27 protein-coding genes and 2 pseudogenes are annotated in these 18,771 nt (G+C 37.3%); 25 read left to right on the top strand and 4 right to left on the bottom strand.

Going from position 1 to position 18,771, the window contains the following annotated elements:
* Positions 1 to 63: 63 nt before the first annotated feature.
* From AC5WOC_RS06525 to AC5WOC_RS06495, 7 genes are all read left to right on the top strand, one after another.
* Positions 64 to 768 carry a PhoH family protein gene (locus tag AC5WOC_RS06525; RefSeq protein WP_496054591.1) on the top strand — a complete coding sequence of 235 codons (705 nt, stop codon included), beginning with the start codon at positions 64 to 66 and terminating at the stop codon, positions 766 to 768.
* A complete protein-coding gene (locus tag AC5WOC_RS06520) occupies positions 765 to 1,166 on the top strand; it encodes a group I intron-associated PD-(D/E)XK endonuclease (RefSeq protein ID WP_496054590.1) in 402 nt (133 codons plus the stop codon). The genes AC5WOC_RS06525 and AC5WOC_RS06520 overlap by 4 nt, the downstream gene beginning before the upstream one ends.
* A 64-nt stretch (positions 1,167 to 1,230) precedes the next feature.
* Complete coding sequence (locus tag AC5WOC_RS06515) at positions 1,231 to 1,959, top strand: Mom family adenine methylcarbamoylation protein (protein WP_496054589.1); 729 nt, start codon at positions 1,231 to 1,233, stop codon at positions 1,957 to 1,959.
* Between the two features lie 88 nt (positions 1,960 to 2,047).
* Complete coding sequence (locus tag AC5WOC_RS06510) at positions 2,048 to 4,456, top strand: DNA polymerase (protein WP_496054588.1); 2,409 nt, start codon at positions 2,048 to 2,050, stop codon at positions 4,454 to 4,456.
* Positions 4,457 to 4,458: 2 nt separating this feature from the next.
* Positions 4,459 to 5,394 (top strand): PD-(D/E)XK nuclease family protein, encoded by a 936-nt coding sequence (locus AC5WOC_RS06505; protein WP_496054587.1) that lies wholly within the window; start codon positions 4,459 to 4,461, stop codon positions 5,392 to 5,394.
* Positions 5,394 to 5,753 carry a hypothetical protein gene (locus tag AC5WOC_RS06500; RefSeq protein WP_496054586.1) on the top strand — a complete coding sequence of 120 codons (360 nt, stop codon included), beginning with the start codon at positions 5,394 to 5,396 and terminating at the stop codon, positions 5,751 to 5,753. The genes AC5WOC_RS06505 and AC5WOC_RS06500 overlap by 1 nt, the downstream gene beginning before the upstream one ends.
* Before the next feature lie 173 nt (positions 5,754 to 5,926).
* Complete coding sequence (locus AC5WOC_RS06495; RefSeq protein ID WP_496054585.1) at positions 5,927 to 8,320, top strand: glycyl radical enzyme family protein; 2,394 nt, start codon at positions 5,927 to 5,929, stop codon at positions 8,318 to 8,320.
* Between the two features lie 127 nt (positions 8,321 to 8,447).
* Here the strand turns inward: AC5WOC_RS06495 and AC5WOC_RS06490 are convergent.
* The 3 genes and pseudogenes from AC5WOC_RS06490 to AC5WOC_RS06480 all read right to left on the bottom strand — a co-directional run.
* Positions 8,448 to 8,582, bottom strand: a pseudogene (locus AC5WOC_RS06490) (excalibur calcium-binding domain-containing protein); the annotation flags it as partial.
* Positions 8,583 to 8,870: 288 nt separating this feature from the next.
* Positions 8,871 to 9,785, bottom strand: a pseudogene (tyrS, locus tag AC5WOC_RS06485) (tyrosine--tRNA ligase); the annotation flags it as partial.
* A gap of 84 nt (positions 9,786 to 9,869) precedes the next feature.
* Complete coding sequence (locus AC5WOC_RS06480; RefSeq protein WP_496054584.1) at positions 9,870 to 10,163, bottom strand: hypothetical protein; 294 nt, start codon at positions 10,161 to 10,163, stop codon at positions 9,870 to 9,872.
* Between the two features lie 237 nt (positions 10,164 to 10,400).
* On the opposite strand from AC5WOC_RS06480, the gene AC5WOC_RS06475 reads away from it, so the two are divergent.
* The 10 genes from AC5WOC_RS06475 (at position 10,401) to thyA (ending at position 14,839) form a co-directional block, all read left to right on the top strand.
* The gene (locus AC5WOC_RS06475) at positions 10,401 to 10,655 is read left to right on the top strand and encodes a hypothetical protein (protein ID WP_496054583.1); all 255 of its coding nucleotides are present in this window, start codon (positions 10,401 to 10,403) and stop codon (positions 10,653 to 10,655) included.
* A gap of 70 nt (positions 10,656 to 10,725) precedes the next feature.
* On the top strand, positions 10,726 to 10,947 hold the full coding sequence (locus AC5WOC_RS06470) for a hypothetical protein (protein WP_496054582.1): 222 nt from the start codon (positions 10,726 to 10,728) through the stop codon (positions 10,945 to 10,947).
* A 95-nt stretch (positions 10,948 to 11,042) separates the two neighbouring features.
* Positions 11,043 to 11,648, top strand: a complete 606-nt coding sequence (locus AC5WOC_RS06465) for a hypothetical protein (protein ID WP_496054581.1) — start codon at positions 11,043 to 11,045, stop codon at positions 11,646 to 11,648.
* Between the two features lie 82 nt (positions 11,649 to 11,730).
* Complete coding sequence (locus AC5WOC_RS06460; protein WP_496054580.1) at positions 11,731 to 11,997, top strand: hypothetical protein; 267 nt, start codon at positions 11,731 to 11,733, stop codon at positions 11,995 to 11,997.
* Positions 11,998 to 12,026: 29 nt separating this feature from the next.
* Positions 12,027 to 12,248 (top strand): hypothetical protein, encoded by a 222-nt coding sequence (locus AC5WOC_RS06455; RefSeq protein WP_496054579.1) that lies wholly within the window; start codon positions 12,027 to 12,029, stop codon positions 12,246 to 12,248.
* Entirely contained in the window at positions 12,245 to 12,694 is a 450-nt protein-coding gene (locus tag AC5WOC_RS06450; protein WP_496054578.1) for a dUTPase, read from the top strand. Before AC5WOC_RS06455 ends, AC5WOC_RS06450 begins: the two co-directional genes overlap by 4 nt.
* Complete coding sequence (locus AC5WOC_RS06445; protein WP_496054577.1) at positions 12,694 to 12,900, top strand: hypothetical protein; 207 nt, start codon at positions 12,694 to 12,696, stop codon at positions 12,898 to 12,900. Before AC5WOC_RS06450 ends, AC5WOC_RS06445 begins: the two co-directional genes overlap by 1 nt.
* Positions 12,897 to 13,154 carry a hypothetical protein gene (locus AC5WOC_RS06440; RefSeq protein ID WP_496054576.1) on the top strand — a complete coding sequence of 86 codons (258 nt, stop codon included), beginning with the start codon at positions 12,897 to 12,899 and terminating at the stop codon, positions 13,152 to 13,154. The genes AC5WOC_RS06445 and AC5WOC_RS06440 overlap by 4 nt, the downstream gene beginning before the upstream one ends.
* Entirely contained in the window at positions 13,151 to 14,044 is an 894-nt protein-coding gene (locus AC5WOC_RS06435; RefSeq protein WP_496054575.1) for an RNA ligase family protein, read from the top strand. Before AC5WOC_RS06440 ends, AC5WOC_RS06435 begins: the two co-directional genes overlap by 4 nt.
* A complete protein-coding gene (gene thyA, locus AC5WOC_RS06430; RefSeq protein ID WP_496054574.1) occupies positions 14,045 to 14,839 on the top strand; it encodes a thymidylate synthase in 795 nt (264 codons plus the stop codon).
* Between the two features lie 49 nt (positions 14,840 to 14,888).
* Here the strand turns inward: thyA and AC5WOC_RS06425 are convergent, their stop codons facing one another.
* On the bottom strand, positions 14,889 to 15,110 hold the full coding sequence (locus AC5WOC_RS06425; RefSeq protein WP_496054573.1) for a helix-turn-helix domain-containing protein: 222 nt from the start codon (positions 15,108 to 15,110) through the stop codon (positions 14,889 to 14,891).
* A 165-nt stretch (positions 15,111 to 15,275) separates the two neighbouring features.
* Here AC5WOC_RS06425 and AC5WOC_RS06420 point away from each other — a divergent pair, with 165 nt between their 5' ends.
* The 8 genes from AC5WOC_RS06420 (at position 15,276) to AC5WOC_RS06385 (ending at position 18,718) form a co-directional block, all read left to right on the top strand.
* Positions 15,276 to 15,800, top strand: a complete 525-nt coding sequence (locus AC5WOC_RS06420) for a hypothetical protein (protein WP_496054572.1) — start codon at positions 15,276 to 15,278, stop codon at positions 15,798 to 15,800.
* Positions 15,787 to 16,350 carry a deoxynucleotide monophosphate kinase family protein gene (locus AC5WOC_RS06415; protein WP_496054571.1) on the top strand — a complete coding sequence of 188 codons (564 nt, stop codon included), beginning with the start codon at positions 15,787 to 15,789 and terminating at the stop codon, positions 16,348 to 16,350. The genes AC5WOC_RS06420 and AC5WOC_RS06415 overlap by 14 nt, the downstream gene beginning before the upstream one ends.
* Before the next feature lies 1 nt (position 16,351).
* A complete protein-coding gene (locus tag AC5WOC_RS06410) occupies positions 16,352 to 16,720 on the top strand; it encodes a sigma factor-like helix-turn-helix DNA-binding protein (protein ID WP_496054570.1) in 369 nt (122 codons plus the stop codon).
* Positions 16,704 to 17,108, top strand: a complete 405-nt coding sequence (locus AC5WOC_RS06405) for a hypothetical protein (RefSeq protein WP_496054569.1) — start codon at positions 16,704 to 16,706, stop codon at positions 17,106 to 17,108. The genes AC5WOC_RS06410 and AC5WOC_RS06405 overlap by 17 nt, the downstream gene beginning before the upstream one ends.
* Before the next feature lie 13 nt (positions 17,109 to 17,121).
* The gene (locus tag AC5WOC_RS06400) at positions 17,122 to 17,382 is read left to right on the top strand and encodes a hypothetical protein (RefSeq protein WP_496054568.1); all 261 of its coding nucleotides are present in this window, start codon (positions 17,122 to 17,124) and stop codon (positions 17,380 to 17,382) included.
* A complete protein-coding gene (locus AC5WOC_RS06395) occupies positions 17,357 to 17,587 on the top strand; it encodes a hypothetical protein (protein WP_496054567.1) in 231 nt (76 codons plus the stop codon). The genes AC5WOC_RS06400 and AC5WOC_RS06395 overlap by 26 nt, the downstream gene beginning before the upstream one ends.
* A 132-nt stretch (positions 17,588 to 17,719) precedes the next feature.
* Positions 17,720 to 18,325 (top strand): hypothetical protein, encoded by a 606-nt coding sequence (locus AC5WOC_RS06390; RefSeq protein ID WP_496054566.1) that lies wholly within the window; start codon positions 17,720 to 17,722, stop codon positions 18,323 to 18,325.
* Positions 18,326 to 18,463: 138 nt separating this feature from the next.
* Positions 18,464 to 18,718 (top strand): hypothetical protein, encoded by a 255-nt coding sequence (locus AC5WOC_RS06385; protein ID WP_496054565.1) that lies wholly within the window; start codon positions 18,464 to 18,466, stop codon positions 18,716 to 18,718.
* Positions 18,719 to 18,771 lie beyond the last annotated feature (53 nt).

Genomic DNA, 18,771 nt, shown 5'->3' with positions numbered 1-18,771 from the left:
ACATGGGAGTGAGGTGAAAACCTTGCTCCTTTTCTGATACGACTTGAAGGAGAGGTTTTCAATATGGGGAAGTTCGAAGATATCCGGTGGAAATGGCTTGAAGAACGTGGAATCAACGTAATAGGAGACCCATATCAACTCGACTATATGCTTTCCCTTTGGAAAGACCCTGAAATAGTAAAAAGTGTATTTTGTGAATCTAAAGCTGGAACAGGAAAAACAGCTCTTGCTGTACTTGCTGGAGCTTATGATGTTGAAAAAGGAAAATATAAAAAGCTTGTATATATTCGGAATGCTGTACCTGTAAGGAATCAAGGATTCGTCAAAGGAGACCCACAAGAAAAAGACCTTCCTTATTTGGCTCCTTTTATTGATACTTTGGACTTGGTCAAAGCTGGTTTATACGAAGTTTGGATTTCACGAGGACAAGCTGAAGCTTTCACTTCTTCCTTCGTTCGTGGAACAACTTGGACAGACTCCTTCATTATCATTGATGAGGTTCAAAATTTTGATATGCATGAGTTGAGAAGTGTTTTGACTCGTGTTGGTGAAGGCTCAAAAGTTGTTGTCATTGGATCAAGACGACAAGTTGACAACAAAGGAATTAAACATGTCAAAGGTTTGCTTCCTTTCGAGGTCTATATGGAGCATTTCAAAGGAGACTCTCGAATTGCTTTCCATGAATTACGAACGGTTTATAGAGGTTGGTTTGCTGATCTTGCTGACGATATAGACATTACTATTAGCATATTGGAGGGGAGATTGTGAGCAAAGCAAAGAAAGAAGCTCTCTTGACTGGGGCTATCAGTGAGTTATCTGTAATGCTTGAATACTCAAAACGTGGTTACACAATCAACATTCCAACAACTCCAGCTCGATATGATTTCATTGCAGAAAAAGAAGGTCGCTCTGTGAAAGTACAAGTCAAACATGGAACAACCTTCAATGAAGAAAGAGAACTTCTTGGATTTTCTAAAACTCCATATGAAAAGAAAGATGTTGACATAATTGCAATGTTTGACAGCAACAATGAAACAATTTATTTCATTCCAACAGATCATGTGGAGGGAATGACTTCTATTAGATTAAGAATAGAACCTTATCTTTATACAATAAAAGAAGGAAAAGCTCTTGTTGCTGATCATTATAAAAAGTTCATTGGATAGCATGTCACAAGTAAAAAACCTTCTCGTTGGTCTCATTAGACCGGAAAACGAGGGGGTTTTTATTTTGATCATCAAAAACAAGAATTACTATATTAAGGAAATTCCAGCAAAGAAAGCTCGTGAAATGGTGAAAACATATCATTATAGCAAGAAAGTAGTTCCAAACAGTAGTCTACATTTGGGTGTTTTTGACAACAACACTGACGAGTTTGTTGGAGTCTTACAGTTTGGAACTCCGATGAATGCAAAGAAAACACCACAAAAGTTAGTGAAAGACTCCGATTCTAGTCAAATGTACGAATTAAATAGAATGGCTATGACTGACGACGCTCCGAAAATGAGCGAATCTCAAGCAATTGGACTTGCAATCAAATACTTAAAACGATTCAAACGGGAGATCAAATGGTTGCTTTCGTACAGTGACGGAAAAGAAGGAAATGTTGGGACGATCTATCAAGCAACAAATTGGACTTACTGTGGTTACAATGTTTCTGACTCTTTTTGGGAACTGGACGGGGAAATTATGCACAATGTCCAGATATGGCACAAATTCAAGGAGAATGACACAAGTGGAAGGACTACAAACGAGATTCTTTTTGAAACGTTTAGTAATGTAAGTAAAATACAAAGCAGGCAACATATTTATATCTTTCCTCTTGATAAGAATGTGAAGATCATTCCAGACCAAAAAGCTTATCCAAAAAAAGAAACAGAACCAACAATCACCAAACGAATTATATACAGGGAAAACGGTGTTACGTTGGAAAAGAAGAAAACAATTTCATTCGTATAGTGTTACACGTTGATTTAATAAAAAGAAACTAGCACGTCACAGACCTCTTTTTCTTTCGTTGTACAGGGAGAAAAGGAGGTCTTTTTCTATGGATGAAGAGTTGACATTTGATCTAACAGGGGACAATGAGCAGGAGAAACAACAAGAAACAAAAAAGAAAGCCCGCTCCAAAAAAGCTTCAGCAAAGAAAGAAGCATCTAAGTTTGAACCTAACTGGGAACAAGTTTGGAACGGTTACGAGAACCCAAAATCAGGAAAGTGGAAAAAAGGAATTTGGGAACTCAAAAACTCTGAATCTGACTTGCAATGGTTGCATGCTGTGAAGGAAGCTGTGGAGTCTGGTGAAATCGGATTAGAGAACCCAGTGACCAAAGAAACCATTCCAGTCAGCAAGTTCTCCAAAGCACGAGCAAAAGAATTGTTTGCAGTTCTTGAGAAAAAGAAACGAGCCGAACGACTTCAACAAATGGTTGATGAATGCCCAGACAATTACTTTCTGGTTACGGAAACAGAACAAATGGAACAGCTGGTCAAGGACTTGGAAGAAGAATTGGAAACTGGTCTTGACAGTGAAACGACTGGTTTGGACGTGTATGTTGACATAATGGTTGGAATTTCAATAACGCTTCCAGTTCATGATTATCACGTCTATATTCCATTTGGTCACACAACCGGAGACAAACAACTCCCCAGAGATTATGTCCTTCAAATGTTGAACCCTTACTTGTTTTCTACGAAGCATAAAAAGTACTTACACAATGCAAAGTTTGACCGTCACATGTTCATTCGACACGGTCTGAACATCTTTGGTGAAATACATGACACACAGATTGGAGCAAGGGTTTTAAACGAAAACGAGCAATCAAACCGCTTGAAAGACCTACTGACCAAATACAAACATTACCTTGGATTCAAAGAAGATTCTTGGACATTTGAACAGTTATTCGGAAAGAATTGTAATTTTGCAACGGTTCCTCTTGAAATTGCTAAAGTTTACGCTTGTAAAGACACTCATGGTTGCTACTTGCTGGGTAAATGGCAAGAGGAACATTTGAAAGCTCGTGAAGGTCTTGCAAACATCTTTTATAAAATTGAGAGTCCACTTCTTCCAGTTGTTGTTGACATGGAACGGACTGGAATGTTGTGTGACCTTGAATTTGGAAAAGAGTATGGTCATGAGCTGACGGAATACTTGGAAGAACTGAAGCAGGAAATTGAAGCTGAACTTGGAGATGTGAACCTCAACTCTCCTCAACAAATGAAAAAGCTTTTATATGAAGACTTGGGGCTTGAAGATGTTTCTGGAAAACAATCAACAGACAAGAAGACACTTGAAATTCTTGCTGATGAACTTCCAATTTTAAATACGGTGTTGAAATATAAAGACCTTTTCAAACTCAATTCAACATACATTTCAGCTTTACCAGAAAAAGTAAAAGCTGATGGACGTATTCATGGTCAATTTAATCAAGATAAAACAGATACAGGAAGATTCTCAAGTCAAGAACCAAACCTTCAAAACCTTCCTTCTCGTGCAAGAAAACTTGTAATTGCTCCAGACGGAAAGGTTATTTTCGGAATTGACTTTTCGCAAATTGAACCGAGATTTCTTGCTCACATCACTGGTGATGAAGAATTAAGAAAACCATATTTGGAGGGTTTCGACTTATATTCAACACTTGCTTCACGAGTGTTCAAAGTACCCATTGAACAATGTGGAGATGGTTCCAAATATCGAAAAATGATGAAGACTGGGTTGCTTGCTGTGATGTACGGAACATCAATGTGGACTCTATCAAAGCAGATGAAAATCACAGTTGAAGAAGCTGAAAAATTCATTTCAGATTTCTTTATTGCCTACCCAAAAGTCCAAGCTTGGATTGAATCAGTTTGGGAGTTTGTTAAAGAGAATGAATATGTGGAGTGTCAATTTGGAAGGAAACGACGCTTTCCAAAACATAGAGAACAAGCTCGTGTCTATGATGCAAAGAAAACCGAGATTCTCAAACTTCTTGGACGTGATACTTTACCACAAGATTTCTGGAACAGAAAGAAATACCCTCAATTGCCTTATCAACTAAAGAAAGCTTTTCAAGCTGTGAAGAAGTCTGTTGAACGTGTAAGACGACAAGCTGTGAACTTCTTAATTCAAGGAGCTTCAGCAACAATTATGAAAATCGCAATGTTGAAAATGAACGCATTCTTGAAAAAATATGACTGGAAAATGATCGCAACCGTTCACGACGAGCTTCTGATGGAAACAGACGAAACAATCACACACGAACAAATAGTTGAAATGGAACAGTGTATGTCTGAATGTATCCAACTAGAAGTTCCATTGAAGTGTGATGTGGAAGTCATGAGAACTTGGGGTTCTGGTTTCAAGTTCGACGTGAAAAGAAAAGTGTTCTTTCTCAAAGATGAAAAGACTGGTCAAACACTCTTTGAAGAAGCAGACATGAAGACAGCATTTGATAAATACAAGGAGGTTGCTTGATTATGTCAGTCACAAACAAAAATAAAGCAAAAGAGATAAAAGCAAAGAACGACAAATTGAAAGAGCTTCAGATGGAAGTTCAGACTGAAGTATCCCAAGCTTTTACTCAAATGGTCAACGACTTTCATGGAATGGAAATACGAGATGATTACAAACTAGACATTCAAATTCTTCAGTGGAAAATTGAAGAAATGACTGATGGAAAGAACAACTTGAGGGGAAATTGGGATGATAACCTCTCCACTTTTTCTCCATCTGGAGTTGACGATTGTGAAAGATCACTTGCATTCAAAATTCTCGATGCTGATGAAGATGACTCGACAATGGAACCTTATCAAAGACGCTGGGTCAAGAATGGTTCTGCTGTACATGAAAGAATGCAAAGAGACCTTCTTTATATCGGAAAATATCTTCCAAATGCTCCTTTTGAAGTTTGCCGAACAAAAGAAGGGAAACCAGCTTGGGAACGCAACACCCGAACTGTAAAACAGTTCACTCACAACGGAGAAACCTTCCAGATTTATGGGATGGTGGACGGAATGTTGTGGGATAAAAAACGAAAGAAACGAATTGGATACGACTTCAAAACTAAGTCAACAACTATTGCAACTGTCGGAGACTACAAGTTGAAAGTTCCTCAAGAAAACAATGTTGTTCAAATGGTTGCTTACTCTCTGTTGTTTGATGTTGACGAGTACTTGATTCACTATGAAAGTCTAGCAAAAGACGGTTGGAATAAAGGGAAAGAAGCTCGAAATGACATGAAGGTCTTTCATGTTAAAATCACAGAAGAAATGAAGAAAGTACTCCTCGACAAGCTTGCTGGAATTATAAAAGAACTCCGTGAAGATCAACTTCCAGCTCCAAACTTTTCTAAATGTCTCTTTTGTAAATTCAAAGAGGTTTGTTCTGAAGTTGAGAAGGGAGAGTTGGTGTAATGGCAACTAATTATACTCGTGGTCGTTACACAGAATATAAAGCAATTAAACATTTGATAAAAGAAGGTTTCTTTTATGTCACAAGGTCTCCAGCCTCCAAGGGAATGTTTGATTGCATCGGAGTTGGTTTTTCTGGAGGAATACTTCTTCAAACAAAACGAACAAAAAGAAAAAAGCTTGTTCCTTCAATGTACAAAAAAGAGATGGAGTCAATTCAAAGCTGGGTTGACTCCCTTGAATCTTTACCTGAATACATTCGTGTTGAGTTCTGGGTTCAACGTGACGGAGTAAGAGGTTGGACGAAGTTCAGATTTTATAAAAATAAACCAATGGAAATGTATGAGGGAGGAATTGACTAGAAAGAAAACCTAATAGTTTGTAAGTCGGAGAGCTGAAAAGCTCTCTTTTTTGCTGTCACAACAACCTCTTTTGGTCGTTGTATTGGGTAGTTTCTACAACCTTATAAATTACCGAGAGCTTTTGGAAGCTCACTGTTCGGAAAATCAATGACCAAAAGGAGTGTTTTTCGCATATGCAAGCAATTACTTTGTCACCTAAATTTCTGAGTAAGTACCCAGATTTCCCAAGCAGTATGAACGCAATTGGTAAATTTGTTTACTTGAGAACATATTCTCGATATCTCTCAAAGTTAGGAAGAAGAGAAACTTGGAAAGAGACTGTCCAACGCTCTGTTCAATATAATGTTGATCTTTTGAGAAAGCACATTGAAAAGTATGATCTTCCAATTACTTATAAAGAATTGCAAGAAGAAGCTGAAGCTTGGTTTGACTCAATGTTCAACCTTCAACAGTTCTTGTCTGGAAGAACAATGTGGGTTGGAGGGGCTGAAGGTGGGGTGTCTGACAAGTTTCCGCTTGGAAATTTCAATTGCTCCTTCACTACCATTGAGAAATGGGAAGATTTAGCTGACCATTTTTATTTGCTTCTTGTTGGAACTGGAGTTGGTTTCAAACATACTTTCAAAATGGCTGATAACATTGCTCCAGTTCGGGACAACTTTGTTGTTACTCACAAGGAATACTTTGATCTTTATTCACAAGGAGTTCGATATGATACAACCATGTTTGATGTTACAGACGATAAAGCAACAATTGTTGTTGGAGACTCCAAAGAAGGTTGGGTTGAATCTCTGAAAATATTCTTTAAACTGATCACTTTGAAAGAATATGAGAATGTAACTGAAATTAATTTTGTCTATGACTATGTAAGACCAAACGGGGCAAAGCTTCACACATTTGGTGGAACAGCATCAGGGTATGAACCACTAAAAGAGATGTTCACGAACTTTGAAAAGACAATCAAAAACCAGATTGACCCAACTCTTGAAGCTCCTGAACGTCTTCATGATCATTATGTTAAGTTGAGACCAATTCATATTCTAGACTTTGGAAACTTTCTAGGAAACAACGTGGTTGTCGGGGGAGTAAGAAGGACAGCTGAAATTTTCTTAATTGATGGAATGGAAGACATTGAATCCATCTTTGCAAAATATGGTTTGAATGGTTTCTGGACAGAAGAAGCTTTTCAAAGACATGAAGAGATTATGAAGGAAGCTGACCGTCTTGGACTAAAGGTTCCGCTTTCTGCTCGTCTTGTGGGAGAAAGGAAACACGGTGTTTCTGTTAACGGAATCACGAAGCAATTTGAAACAGAGGAAGAAGCTAAAGCATACGCTGAAGAAACTGGTGGTTTCTATATGTTTCCAGTGAATGTTGGAACAGGTCTTCATCATAGAAGAATGAGCAATAATTCCGTTGCTTTCAAATCAAAACCTCCTCGTGAACTTTTGCACTTCATTTTTTTAATGATGCAAGCAGAAGGAGAACCAGCATTCATAAACTTGGAAGAACTCGCAATGAGACGTTTCAAAATGTTGGGTGTTCACAACCCAACTCGTGAAGAACTAGAATCTGTAATGGAAAATCTGGGAATGAATCCTTGTGCTGAAATTCTCCTTTGGAAGTACGGTGTTTGTAACTTAACAACAATCAACGTGACTTCTTTTGTTAAGGAAGGAAAACTTGACCTTAAAGGACTTCTCGAAGCTCAAAGACGTTCAGCAAAAGCTGGTTTGAGAATGACATTGGTTGACTTGGAACTACCACATTGGAGCAAAAGACAGCAAATTGACCGATTGCTTGGACTTTCGTTGACTGGTTGGAAAGACGCAATGGGACAACTTGGTTATGACCGAGGAGAAGAAACGATGTTGCTAATGGTCTTGAAGGGAATTGGACGACAGGAAGCTGATAAGTATGCTCGTAAACTTCGAGTAACAGCTCCGTTGTTGACAACTACAGTCAAACCAGAAGGAACCATCAGTCAAGTAGCTGGTGGAGTAAGTTCTGGACTTCATTACGCTCACTCTGAATATTACATTCGCCGTGTTCGTATTTCAGCAAATGACCCACTTGCAAAAGCTGTTCTTGCTCATGAAGGTTGGGTTGTGAATCCAGAAGTTGGAACTGAAGGGGAGACCAGAGAGGAACAAATGAAGAACGCTCGAACACTTGTCATTGATTTTCCAGTTTACTCTGGTTCTGAGATCACAAAAGATGACGTGGACGTTGACGAACAGTTTGACACTTACTACATGTTCCAAGAATGTTATGCTGAACACAACAGCTCCAACACAATCTCTGTTAAACCACATGAATGGAAAAGAGCAGAAGAAAGAATTTGGGATGGATGGGACAACTTTGTTGGGGTGTCTTTTTCAGCTCATGATGGTGGAACGTATGAACTAGCTCCTTATGAAAAATGTGACCAAGAAACCTATCAAAAATTAAAAGATCAGATGAGTGAATTTGATATGGACATTCTAACTCAATATGAAGTTGGTTCAACTGATGACTTCGACATTGGTCAAGATGGATGTGAAAACGGTGTATGTCCGATAAGGTAAAATGTTATTGTTGGGAGAAGTTCAAAGACAAACTTCCCCCAGATTTCAAACCAAAGTGTTTCAAAGAACAATGTCAAAACTATATAAAGCACAAAGAACCGGAGAAATGATTCTCTGGTTCTTTTTTTTACTCACAAGCAATTCCATCTCCATCACGGTCTAAAGCACTACGATAACCAGCTTCCCCTACATAGATAGGTGCGGCTCCAAATGCTCTCGCTTCAGTACAGTTGGCATAGTATACAGATGAATTGGATGAAGATGAACTGTCGAAAGATGGTGTATTGTTGTTTTCATAGGATGGAGTTTCTTCAAAGGTATTAGTATTAGTAGTTACATTGTTTGGAGTGTTGGAAGGACTGGACGAACTATCAAAAAGTTTTCCAAAAAGCATTAGACCTCCAAAAATTGCCATGAGAATTATTGTGTCTAAGATTTTTTCGGAAAGAAATTTTGCAATACTACGCACAACCAAAAACACCCTTCCTACAAATCAATTTCTTTCTTGTTTTATTTTATCAGAAAATTAGCGGTTTGCGTGACTAATGGCTGCTTCTTCTCCATGAACTAACACAGTCATTTCAAAAGCAAGTTCTTTTTTGGCGTTTTCTTTATCCTTAAGCAAAGAATAGATTTCGTCTAGTGGTTTAAAAGAGAAGGTTTTTAGTAGCTTTTCAACATCAGCGTCCGCAACATTTAACCAAAAGTCATAAAACTTATTCACTGGTAACTTATCTTTATCTAACCAAATAGCACCATCGACAGACTTACCAAATTTGGTTCCATCACTTTTAAGAAGCAAGGGGATACTCAATCCAAAGAGTTGTTTCTTTTCTCCTTCGTTTGCCCTTCTAAATAACTCTGTTCCAGCAGTAATATTTCCCCACTGGTCACTTCCTCCAATTTGAAGCTCACAATTATACCGCTTTTGCAGTTCAACGAAATCATGAGCTTGCAATGCCATATATGCAAATTCTGTGTAAGAAATACCTTGTTCCATTCTTGCACTAACTGATTCCTTTGCCGTCATGTAATTTAGAGGAAAATTCTTTCCAGTAGTTCTCATGAAGTCAAGGGTATTTGTAGAGCCTAGCCAATCAAAGTTATTTGCAAGCAAAGCAGGGTTTTCACCCTCGAAATCTATGAATCTACTCAATTGATTCTTTAGACTTTGAACCCATTCTTCAACTACTTCTGATGGATTCAGTGAGCGTTCATCTTTTCTTCCACTTGGGTCGCCAATTAAACCAGTTCCTCCACCAACAAGAGCAATAACTTTATGACCAGCCTTTTGAAATCGTCGGAGCGTTGATATAATAACCAGATTTCCCACATGGAAACTGCTTGCAGTAGGGTCAAATCCAGCATATAGAGTTATAGGTTGTTCCATTCTCTTTTCTAAGTTGTCAAAGTCTGTAACTTGGTAAACAAGTCCTCGTTCTTGTAATTCCTTTAAAAAGTTCATCTATGTAACCCCTCGATAATTGATAGAAACATTATACATAAAAAGAAGAGGGGTTTTCACCCTCTTCTTGGTCTATTATTATTTTTAGTCTTCTGTTTGGTCACAACAATATTGGTTCACTTTAATTTTTCCATTTTCAAATGCCCATTGGGTAGGTTTAGCGTCTCCAACTTCACTCAATTTTACAGTATTAACAGTTAATACTCGTTTTTGTGGGTCGTGAGTTTCGTGTAGTATCTCATCTTCCTTAATCTCAAAATGATTATGGACGAGAGCTAGTCCAAATTTTCGGTTGAGGTGTGAGTATTTTTCCATAACCTTATTGATTTCCTCAAACAACTTAACCTCTTCCTTCTCTAACCCAAGTGCTGTAGTCAAAGACAAATCCCCTCTCAAATGGTAGTATTTGTTACAGGGAAATTATAACATTGTAAGTGCTTTCAATCAATAGAAATATCAGAAAATATTTTTGAATATAGTAGAAAAGCAAACAGGAGAAACAAAGGCTTTTCTTTTTTTAATTACTAAATTACGTAATTACGTTGACATTGAATGTAACATAATGTATTATTGGTTCTAGAGAGATTACTAAATTACGAAATGAGGAAACGGGATATGAAAAACTTAACTGGTGTCGTAAGAACTCGATTGGGTGAACGTTTGGAAGGAGTAATTTCAAAGATTGAAGATCAAAACGTTTATATGACAGTTGGAAATGACCCTTACAAGTTTCATGTTGAAGAAGTAGCAATCAGACTTGCAACAAAACGCAACAGCAAAAAATCAAAAGCGGTTCAAGCACTAGGATTTACAGAAGTTTACTCTGGCAAAGAAGGAAGAAGCTGGGTTGTTTATCTGAAAAAACGCTAAGACAAGGGAGAGATTTTTTTTTCTTCCTTACTATTACGAAATTACGTAATTTAGAAATGAGGACATTGACATGAAAAAAGTAATTGATGCAACAAAACGTTTTGAGGAAAGAAGAAAAACCAATGAACTCCAACAGCTCCAGAAATCATTCATGAAACTGTTTGGGCATTGCACAAGAGAAGAATTGAAAACAATTAAGAGGTTGCTCGATTCTGGAGATGAGAAGGCATACAAGGAATATGTTGAACCCATTCTTCTTCGTAAAGCAATAAAAGATTGGAATACTCGTTAAAAGGGAACCCAAAAGGTTCTCTTTTTTCTGTCTTTTTAGGTCACACCAAAACTCCCTTGTCGTTGGAGTTGTCAGAAGACAAGGGAGGAATGAACATGTGGTTAACTGATGAACATTACACAATTTCAAAAGAGGAAAGACTTTATTTGAACAAACATTTAGAAAAAGCATACAGCGAACAAGGAGTCAGTTTTCAAGTAGACAACATAGGGTTTGTCATTGCTTCAACTGGAGCTTGCATGAGTTTTCATAAGCTTACAAGAGAATACAATTTTTATTGTGGAACTTATTGGAATGAGACTAACAACATACTTCCAGTAATTGCAATGGCTCATGAACTTGGGCACTACATGGACGTAAAACAAAACTTCAATTTAGACTTAGGAGAATATACAAGAATACTGGGAACAAACGAATTGGAACTTCGAGCTTGGTTGAATGCCATTGATCTTCTCAAAGAAATGGAATTTCAACGTTGGGGTGTGTTCTATCAGTATGCTAAAAAATGTCTTCATTCATATTTTTCTTCTTCATACCATTCACAGGATCATTATTTTGGGTTTAATGGGGAGAGTCCAACCTTTGAAAATGCATTGGAAAGATTGAGAATGAAAATTGGAGTTGATTTTGAGGAGGAAAGACAAGTTAATGAAAAAAGATTTGAACACATAAAGAGAATGTGGGAAACGTGGGAGCTGTGAAAACAGCTTCTTTTTTTTTGTCACGACCAGTTTCTTCTTTCGTTGCATGGAGTGTAAGGAACAAGGAGGAGGGAAGTTTGTAATGGACTTAATAGAAGTTTTGCAAGCTGAAGTTGACAGAATTTCAGAGGAAAAATATCAAGATCGTTGTGAATGTACTCCTGTTTTTACAGTTTCGATTCTCAAGGAACGAGATAGCAAGAGACGGGCACAAAGTCACAAAATTGTATTGTCAATATCACATGCTGGAGTAAGTCACAGTGAAGTTATTTTTCCAAAACTTGCCTATGAATTTGGATATGAAACGTTAGAGCAAGAAATGACTTGGTTGTTCAATTCAACAATGTAATTACAAAGTTAGAGAGGAGAAAAGCTCAGATGAAATTGACATTAACAGAGTGGATATGGAACCATGTCTCTCTTGATAAACTAGCTTATTTGGCAAGGCAAACAGGGTTTACCTTAGATATTAAGTTTATTCCCATGACTGAAGACCAAAAAAATTTCCGTTGTTCACATTGTAACGCTACCTATGAAAGTGATTTCCATTGTAATGAATGTCATGAAGTTTGGTATGGACATGAGGAGGAAACCGAATGAAAAAGTACGATAAAACAACACTGACTGAAGCTGAAAAACAACGTATTCGTGAAGCTGTGACTGGTGGAACACCAATCGATATGTTGAAAGCAATCTTCAAAGCTCAAGAGGAACTGGACGCTTACATTTTTGAGAAACACGAAGACAAACTTCCAGCTGATCTTTCAGAATGGATTGTCAAACTTACCGTAGCAATGGAATCAGAGTTGGACGAAGTCAGAGGAGAGGTTAATTGGAAATGGTGGAAAGCTCCAAAGGACATTGATGTTGAAAAGCTTCATGGAGAAATTATTGATCTTTGGCATTTTCTTATTGCTATGAGTTTACGAGCTGGACTGACTCCTGAGAAAGTATATCAAGTCTACATGAAGAAACGTGAAGAAAACTTTGCACGACAAAACGGAACGTCAACTGAAAAAGATTATAGAGACGGAGGAGACAAATAATGTATTTCATTGCTCAATTTAAGGATGGTCAGCAAGTCGGTTTAATACGTTCGGGTAGACCTAACACAATTAGAGTCTATGAAACTATTGAATCTGCTCGTAATGGAGCTAATCAACTCAAGAACTTTTATAAAGAACATGGAATTGAGCTTGTTATTGTAAAACCTAAAACACTTACTATGGAACTCATTGAGAAGGTCGAATGATGAAACGAGTTAATAAACGGTTTGGGGGTCTCTGGAAAAGAGAGACAGAGGTCTTTCTTTCAAAAAGGTTTGATCACATAGAAATTTGGAACACAACAACTGTCTTGGGTTGGAAAATAAGGGAGGAAGTCAAAGAAGTCTTTCTCCCAGATATAAAAACTTTAGATCAAGCAAAACTCCGAGTAATCGCTGAAGTTTATAAAGAGCTACATTCAACAATTACGGAATTACGAAATGGAGGAATGCTTCAATGATAGAACAAAAGAAATACACAAGTGTTACACGGTATGGTCACAGGTCAACAATTGGGTTGCTAGATTACGGAGATTCTATTGTGATTCAAGAGAAGATTGACGGAGCAAACGCTTCTTTTATGTTAGACAATGGAAAGATCAGAGCTTTTTCACGAAACTTGGAACTAGACGAGACAAACACTTTGGGTGGTTTTTATGGGTGGACTCAAAAGTTGAATAAGAGATTGCTAGTTGAGGGAGCTTTGTATTTTGGAGAGTGGACAAACAAACACAAAGTTCATTACCCAGAATATGAGAAGCAGTTCTTTCTTTTTGATATCTACAATATAACCCTAGGAATGTATATGGGATGGTGGCATGTAGAATTGGAAGCTTTAACACTTAAAGTGAATTTGGTTCCAGTTCTCTATGTTGGGGAGTATAAATCATTTGATCATTTACAGTCCTTTGTTGGACAGACAAAATTGGGAGGACGGCTTGGGGACATTGAGACTGGAGAAGGAATTGTTGTAAAGAAAACCGACGACAACAACAATGTCTTTGTTAAGTTGGTCACGGATCATTTCCGAGAAGTTCAGAAACAAAAAGCTCCAAGAGACCCACAGACTACAACTCAAGAGCAATCGTTTGTTGATGAAACAGTTACAATTGCTCGTGTTGAAAAGATTCTGTTCAGTTTAGTTGACGAGAATATTTTGGATGAGAACTTTGGAATTGAAGACATGGGAACCATTCTGAAACACTTAAATCAACGAGTTCTGGAAGACATTTTGAAAGAGGAGTCAGACAGTCTTCCAGAAGACTATAATCCAAAATGGCTCTCAAAAGCTGTTGCCCGTAAAGTCGCTCCAACGGTTAAACAGATCATAGTAAATAGAGGAGGAGCTTAATTGACAAAGTTTGATGAACAGTATAGAGATATTGTTTTTCGAGCAATTAGGGATGGTGAACGAGTAATTGACAGAACAGGAGTGGGAACCAGAAAGATATTTGGTCAGATAATGAGGTTCAATCTTCAAGAGGAATTTCCAGCACCAACTCTCAAAAAACTATTTTTTGAGTCAGCAAAGAAAGAATTGTTTTGGATATATCAAGATCAATCAAATGACGTTCGTTTGCTTCGTGATAAATATAAAGTGAATATTTGGGACGAGTGGGAGAAAGAAGACGGAACCATTGGTCATGCTTATGGCTACATTGTGAGGAAATATAATCAAATTGATAAGTTAATTCAAGGACTAAAAACTAATCCGCATGGACGAAGACATGTTATCTCCCTATGGGACATTGAAGAACTTCCGTTCATGAGTCTTCAACCTTGTGCTTTTCAAACTATCTGGAATGTGATGGACGGGAAACTGAACTGTCAGTTGATTCAAAGGTCTGGAGACTTGGGTCTTGGTGTTCCTTTCAATACAGCTCAATACGCAATTTTAGTTCATATGATAGCTCAAGTAGTTGGTCTCAAAGTTGGAGAACTTTTACACACAATCACAGATGCCCATGTTTATGAAAACCATGTGGAACCACTGAAAGAAATGTTGTTTCGTACGATTATAAAAGACGTAAAACCTCAAATTCGGCTTAATCCAAATGTTACTGATTTTTACCAGTACAGACCAGAAGACATTGTTCTTACAAATTATGATTCCCATTCTCATATTCCTTTGAAAGTGGCTGTTTAATAGAGACAAATAAACCTCCGTCCTTCATTTTTGGGCTGGAGGTTTTTCTTTATTGTTTAAATGATCTAACCTCTAAAATCTCACTTAAATCTGTAATGTTTAGAGCTTCCATGATCTTTAGTAGATGAGTTTTGTTGTACGCTCCACGACTGTCATTGATTATTTCAGAAATTGTTGCTTCCCTAAGTCCTGTCTTGAATGAAAGCTCTTTCTGTGAAACCCCTTTTCTTTCAAGTACATACCTTAATTTCATATAAAAGTATAATCCCAATTTCAGCACTCCTTGAAAGTAATTTCCTTTCGTAATTACGCAATTACGTTATTCATTATATCAGTTTGACCTACTATTTCAAATATTATTTCGTCACAACTTAAAACTTGCTCCGTTGTAGTGAGTGGGAGACGGTTCCCCAACTTACAAACGGAGCTGGTTGTAATGGAAAATTATCGATATGACAGCAGAACGCAAGACCAATTCATTCAAGATATTAAGAAAGGAACTGCTCGTGAGCGTCTCGCAATTTCTCTTTTTGAGAACTATTTGAGACGTGAATTTGGTTTCACTGGGGTTATAAAAGAAAACGGTTGTGACATGTCTGGAGCTTTTATCGAGGACGATAGAAAAGTTTCAACTGGAGCTGACTATTTGATAGGAGAAGCTGAACTTCCTTTGGAGGTTAAAACTTCAGCTAGTCACATTACGCACATTCATTTAAAAGTCAGACAGCTAGACTCTTATATTCGTCAAGGAGCTTCCATTCTCTTTGTAAACGGAATTGAGCAAGATGTCCCAGCTTTCACACTTTGGACAGCTGAAGAACTTAAACACATGAAAGAGACATGTCCAAAAGTAATTCCTCCAAGAAATATCAATGGAGCAAAACTGTCTTACAGAATCAACGTTTTGGACTACCATTGGAAAACGTTTGGAGGGGATGTGAAACGTTATGAAAGATTTTAAGGGAGTCCAGATTGCTCTAAGTGGTGAAATGAGAAGTGGGAAAGACACTGTTGGAAAGGTTCTCATTGAAGAACATGGATTCAAACGTTTTGCTTTTGGTGATGGAATTGTTAAGACATGTAAGAAACTCTTTCCGAATGAGTTTCTCACTGGGGAGAAACCAAGAAAGCTCCTCCAAGACTTTGGACAACATTGTGTCTCAATAGACAAAAATGTTTGGGTCAACTACCTGTTCAGGGAAATGGAATACAACGGAATTAATCCATTAATAGACAATGTAGTCATTACTGACCTTCGGCAACCCCATGAATACAAAAAACTTTTAGAGTCTAAATTCAAAATTGTCCGAGTGGTAACTGACCCAGAACTCCGAAAGCAAAGAATCATCTCAAACGGTGAAAAGTACGATCCAAAAACATTCAACCACATAACAGAGCAATTTGTAAAAACTTTTGAAGTTGATTATGAACTTGAAAACAACGGAACCAAAGCAGAACTTGTTCAGCAAATAAATAACATGCTCGCATCAATAAGGAGAGGAGGTTTGTGAAGTGGCTCATGTAGACTACTCGACCACAGAAAAGCAATTGCTTAGTCGTTACACACTAACTCAAGTATTTGGGGTCACGAACATGTTGAAAGATATCCATACTTTGAGAGAGCAGAGATTTCAAGGAACGGATTCAACATTCCTTTCCTGTATGTTGGTGGATTTCGAAAATTTATATCGCAAAGCAAGACTCACGAAAAGACAAGCAGAAGCTTTGTTTCTCCATTTTGAAGAAGACAAAACTCAAGCTGAAGTTGCAAAAGAAATGAATGTGACCCAGCAAGCAGTTTCAAAGCATATCGACACAGCAATTGCAAAAATTGTGGTTGTAGCAAAAGAGGAGGAAGCAAGAAATGAAAACTCTTTTTGATGATTTGTTCATTATAGGAACTGACTATAAAGCAACATTCACTGAAGAAGTTGACAAGCTCGTCAAGCAAGAGCTAACGAATGACTTCAAAATCAAACTCACTCAAGCTATCACTGACGCTTACATTGAGCAAACTGGGAAGGTTCCAGATAGCAAAGACCTTTCAAGACTTGCAACTTGGATTGTTGAAGACAAGACAAATGACCCACACAAAGTTTCTAAAACAGAATACCCAATTCTATCAATTGATCAAATGAAAACTCGTTGGAGACGGGAAACAGTACGAGAAGACATTGGTGACTCATCAAATAGTGGGAAACACAAGATCAACGGAAAACGATATCCAAAGAATTTCAAAGTGTTTGGGGAATACGAAGGTGGATATTGAAGGAGGAGTCCTCTTGTACTACGAGACAAAGTTCTTTCAAGAGATAGTTGAACTGATGGCTTCATGTGACCGTCTGGGACTCATGTATGTAGTTCAAAAAGAATATGTGGAAAAAGGGAAATGGTTCCACAAATCCACTGAAGAAATTTACAAGCTTCAAGTTGTTCAATTTGTAGAGGAGGAATATGAAAATGAAGAAGAAAGAAAACAAACTGGTGAAGATAACAAATCCAGAATTGAAAATACAAATGACTTGGGCAGAGATTGTCTTTGAGACTGGTGTTGTTCCAACCTATGAAGGAGGACTTCTTGCCATCAACCCAACAAAAGAAAACTTTGCAACATATGACCCGAATTTCAAGAGAGTTGTTGACCGAGGTGGAGTTCCTGATATCGTTGAAGGTGTTGTTTATTACGATTTCGGAGCAAAAAGAGCTTATATTGTTCCAGAAGAGTTTGTTGAGATTATAACTTTATAATAACACGGGGAGCTTTTGCTTCCCGTTAAATTACTAAATTACGTAATTTCGTTGACATATAGCGACATAGTAATTTATAATCAATTCTGTTAATTACTAAATTACGAAATCGAGTAAATCGGAGGATGGGAAATGAAGAGTAAATTGAAAGAGTTAAAATTAAAAACTGTATGGAATGCTTCACTATCTTTGTTAGTTCTCGCCTGTAACTTGATTTTATCTTATAGTCACAGTGTTAAACTGCTTCAACTGGCTGGTATGGTAGGGGTATTTGCTCATATTGGGGTAGTGGCAATAGAAGCTATATTTTTTCAGAGTTCATTGAATATCATGATTGCAAGATTTCAAGGAAATAAAATTGGTATTCCAAACATACTAGGAACAAGTATGGGACTTGCTCTTGTGATGTTATCAAATGTCCATTATGGAAAACAATTTGGAACTCTAGGAATTATTATTGGAGCAACAATTCCATTAGGTATTTTAGTATCTGAAGCAATGTTGTCAAAAACAATCATTGGTGGAGAAGAAAAAGCTGTTCCAGAGGAGAAACCAAAGAAACCACAGAAAAAGAAAAAACCAGAGTTCCAAATTACCCCAGCTGTAGACAAATACTTTTCAATGCACTTGAAGAAGTTTGGAAAGTTACCTTCTATCAGAGAAACAATGAAAGCTTGTAATATTACAAAATGGTTTGCAGAAAGATCGTTGGAGAAAAAACGAGAAGTGAGTTCTTAACTGAACTCGCTTTTTTTTTGTAGCACCATAAGAAAACTATATATTACTGAATTACGTAATTCCGTTGACATTGAATGTAACATAATGTATATTATTAATAGAAAAACAAATCAATTAAAAACATTGGAGGAATTACAAATGAACAAACTACAACTTGATTACTTGAAAGCGAAAGTTGCATATGATACAGCATTTGAAAACGAAAACTGGGAACTGGTTGACCAATTGGAAGACCCATACATTGACGCTGAATTTAAACTTGCTGACTGGGTTTTTGAAGTAGCTGAAAGAACTGGATTGATCTCAAAAGAAGACCTTGAATATATCAGAAAGAACGCCAACGGAAAACAATGGGACAAATTGATTGAAATGGGAGTAAGACTTGAAGCATAAAACAGAGGGACTTTTTGTCCCTTTTAATTACTATATTTCGTAATTGAGTAACG

The organism is Shimazuella sp. NTD247, from assembly GCF_059510415.1.
This window is presented reverse-complemented; position numbering and strand designations above follow the sequence as displayed.

Excerpts from the sequence above, each read along its gene's own strand:
- AC5WOC_RS06475 (WP_496054583.1), top strand. The coding sequence starts at position 10,401 with ATGAAAAACTTAACTGGTGTCGTAAGAACTCGATTGGGTGAACGTTTG.
- AC5WOC_RS06500 (WP_496054586.1), top strand. The coding sequence starts at position 5,394 with ATGGCAACTAATTATACTCGTGGTCGTTACACAGAATATAAAGCAATT.
- AC5WOC_RS06510 (WP_496054588.1), top strand. The coding sequence starts at position 2,048 with ATGGATGAAGAGTTGACATTTGATCTAACAGGGGACAATGAGCAGGAG.
- AC5WOC_RS06450 (WP_496054578.1), top strand. The coding sequence starts at position 12,245 with ATGAAAAAGTACGATAAAACAACACTGACTGAAGCTGAAAAACAACGT.
- AC5WOC_RS06385 (WP_496054565.1), top strand. The coding sequence starts at position 18,464 with ATGAACAAACTACAACTTGATTACTTGAAAGCGAAAGTTGCATATGAT.
- AC5WOC_RS06495 (WP_496054585.1), top strand. The coding sequence starts at position 5,927 with ATGCAAGCAATTACTTTGTCACCTAAATTTCTGAGTAAGTACCCAGAT.
- AC5WOC_RS06435 (WP_496054575.1), top strand. The coding sequence starts at position 13,151 with ATGATAGAACAAAAGAAATACACAAGTGTTACACGGTATGGTCACAGG.
- AC5WOC_RS06525 (WP_496054591.1), top strand. The coding sequence starts at position 64 with ATGGGGAAGTTCGAAGATATCCGGTGGAAATGGCTTGAAGAACGTGGA.
- AC5WOC_RS06445 (WP_496054577.1), top strand. The coding sequence starts at position 12,694 with ATGTATTTCATTGCTCAATTTAAGGATGGTCAGCAAGTCGGTTTAATA.
- AC5WOC_RS06455 (WP_496054579.1), top strand. The coding sequence starts at position 12,027 with ATGAAATTGACATTAACAGAGTGGATATGGAACCATGTCTCTCTTGAT.
- AC5WOC_RS06415 (WP_496054571.1), top strand. The coding sequence starts at position 15,787 with ATGAAAGATTTTAAGGGAGTCCAGATTGCTCTAAGTGGTGAAATGAGA.
- AC5WOC_RS06420 (WP_496054572.1), top strand. The coding sequence starts at position 15,276 with ATGGAAAATTATCGATATGACAGCAGAACGCAAGACCAATTCATTCAA.
- AC5WOC_RS06390 (WP_496054566.1), top strand. The coding sequence starts at position 17,720 with ATGAAGAGTAAATTGAAAGAGTTAAAATTAAAAACTGTATGGAATGCT.
- AC5WOC_RS06395 (WP_496054567.1), top strand. The coding sequence starts at position 17,357 with ATGACTTGGGCAGAGATTGTCTTTGAGACTGGTGTTGTTCCAACCTAT.
- AC5WOC_RS06505 (WP_496054587.1), top strand. The coding sequence starts at position 4,459 with ATGTCAGTCACAAACAAAAATAAAGCAAAAGAGATAAAAGCAAAGAAC.
- AC5WOC_RS06460 (WP_496054580.1), top strand. The coding sequence starts at position 11,731 with ATGGACTTAATAGAAGTTTTGCAAGCTGAAGTTGACAGAATTTCAGAG.
- AC5WOC_RS06440 (WP_496054576.1), top strand. The coding sequence starts at position 12,897 with ATGATGAAACGAGTTAATAAACGGTTTGGGGGTCTCTGGAAAAGAGAG.
- AC5WOC_RS06405 (WP_496054569.1), top strand. The coding sequence starts at position 16,704 with ATGAAAACTCTTTTTGATGATTTGTTCATTATAGGAACTGACTATAAA.
- AC5WOC_RS06465 (WP_496054581.1), top strand. The coding sequence starts at position 11,043 with ATGTGGTTAACTGATGAACATTACACAATTTCAAAAGAGGAAAGACTT.
- AC5WOC_RS06470 (WP_496054582.1), top strand. The coding sequence starts at position 10,726 with ATGAAAAAAGTAATTGATGCAACAAAACGTTTTGAGGAAAGAAGAAAA.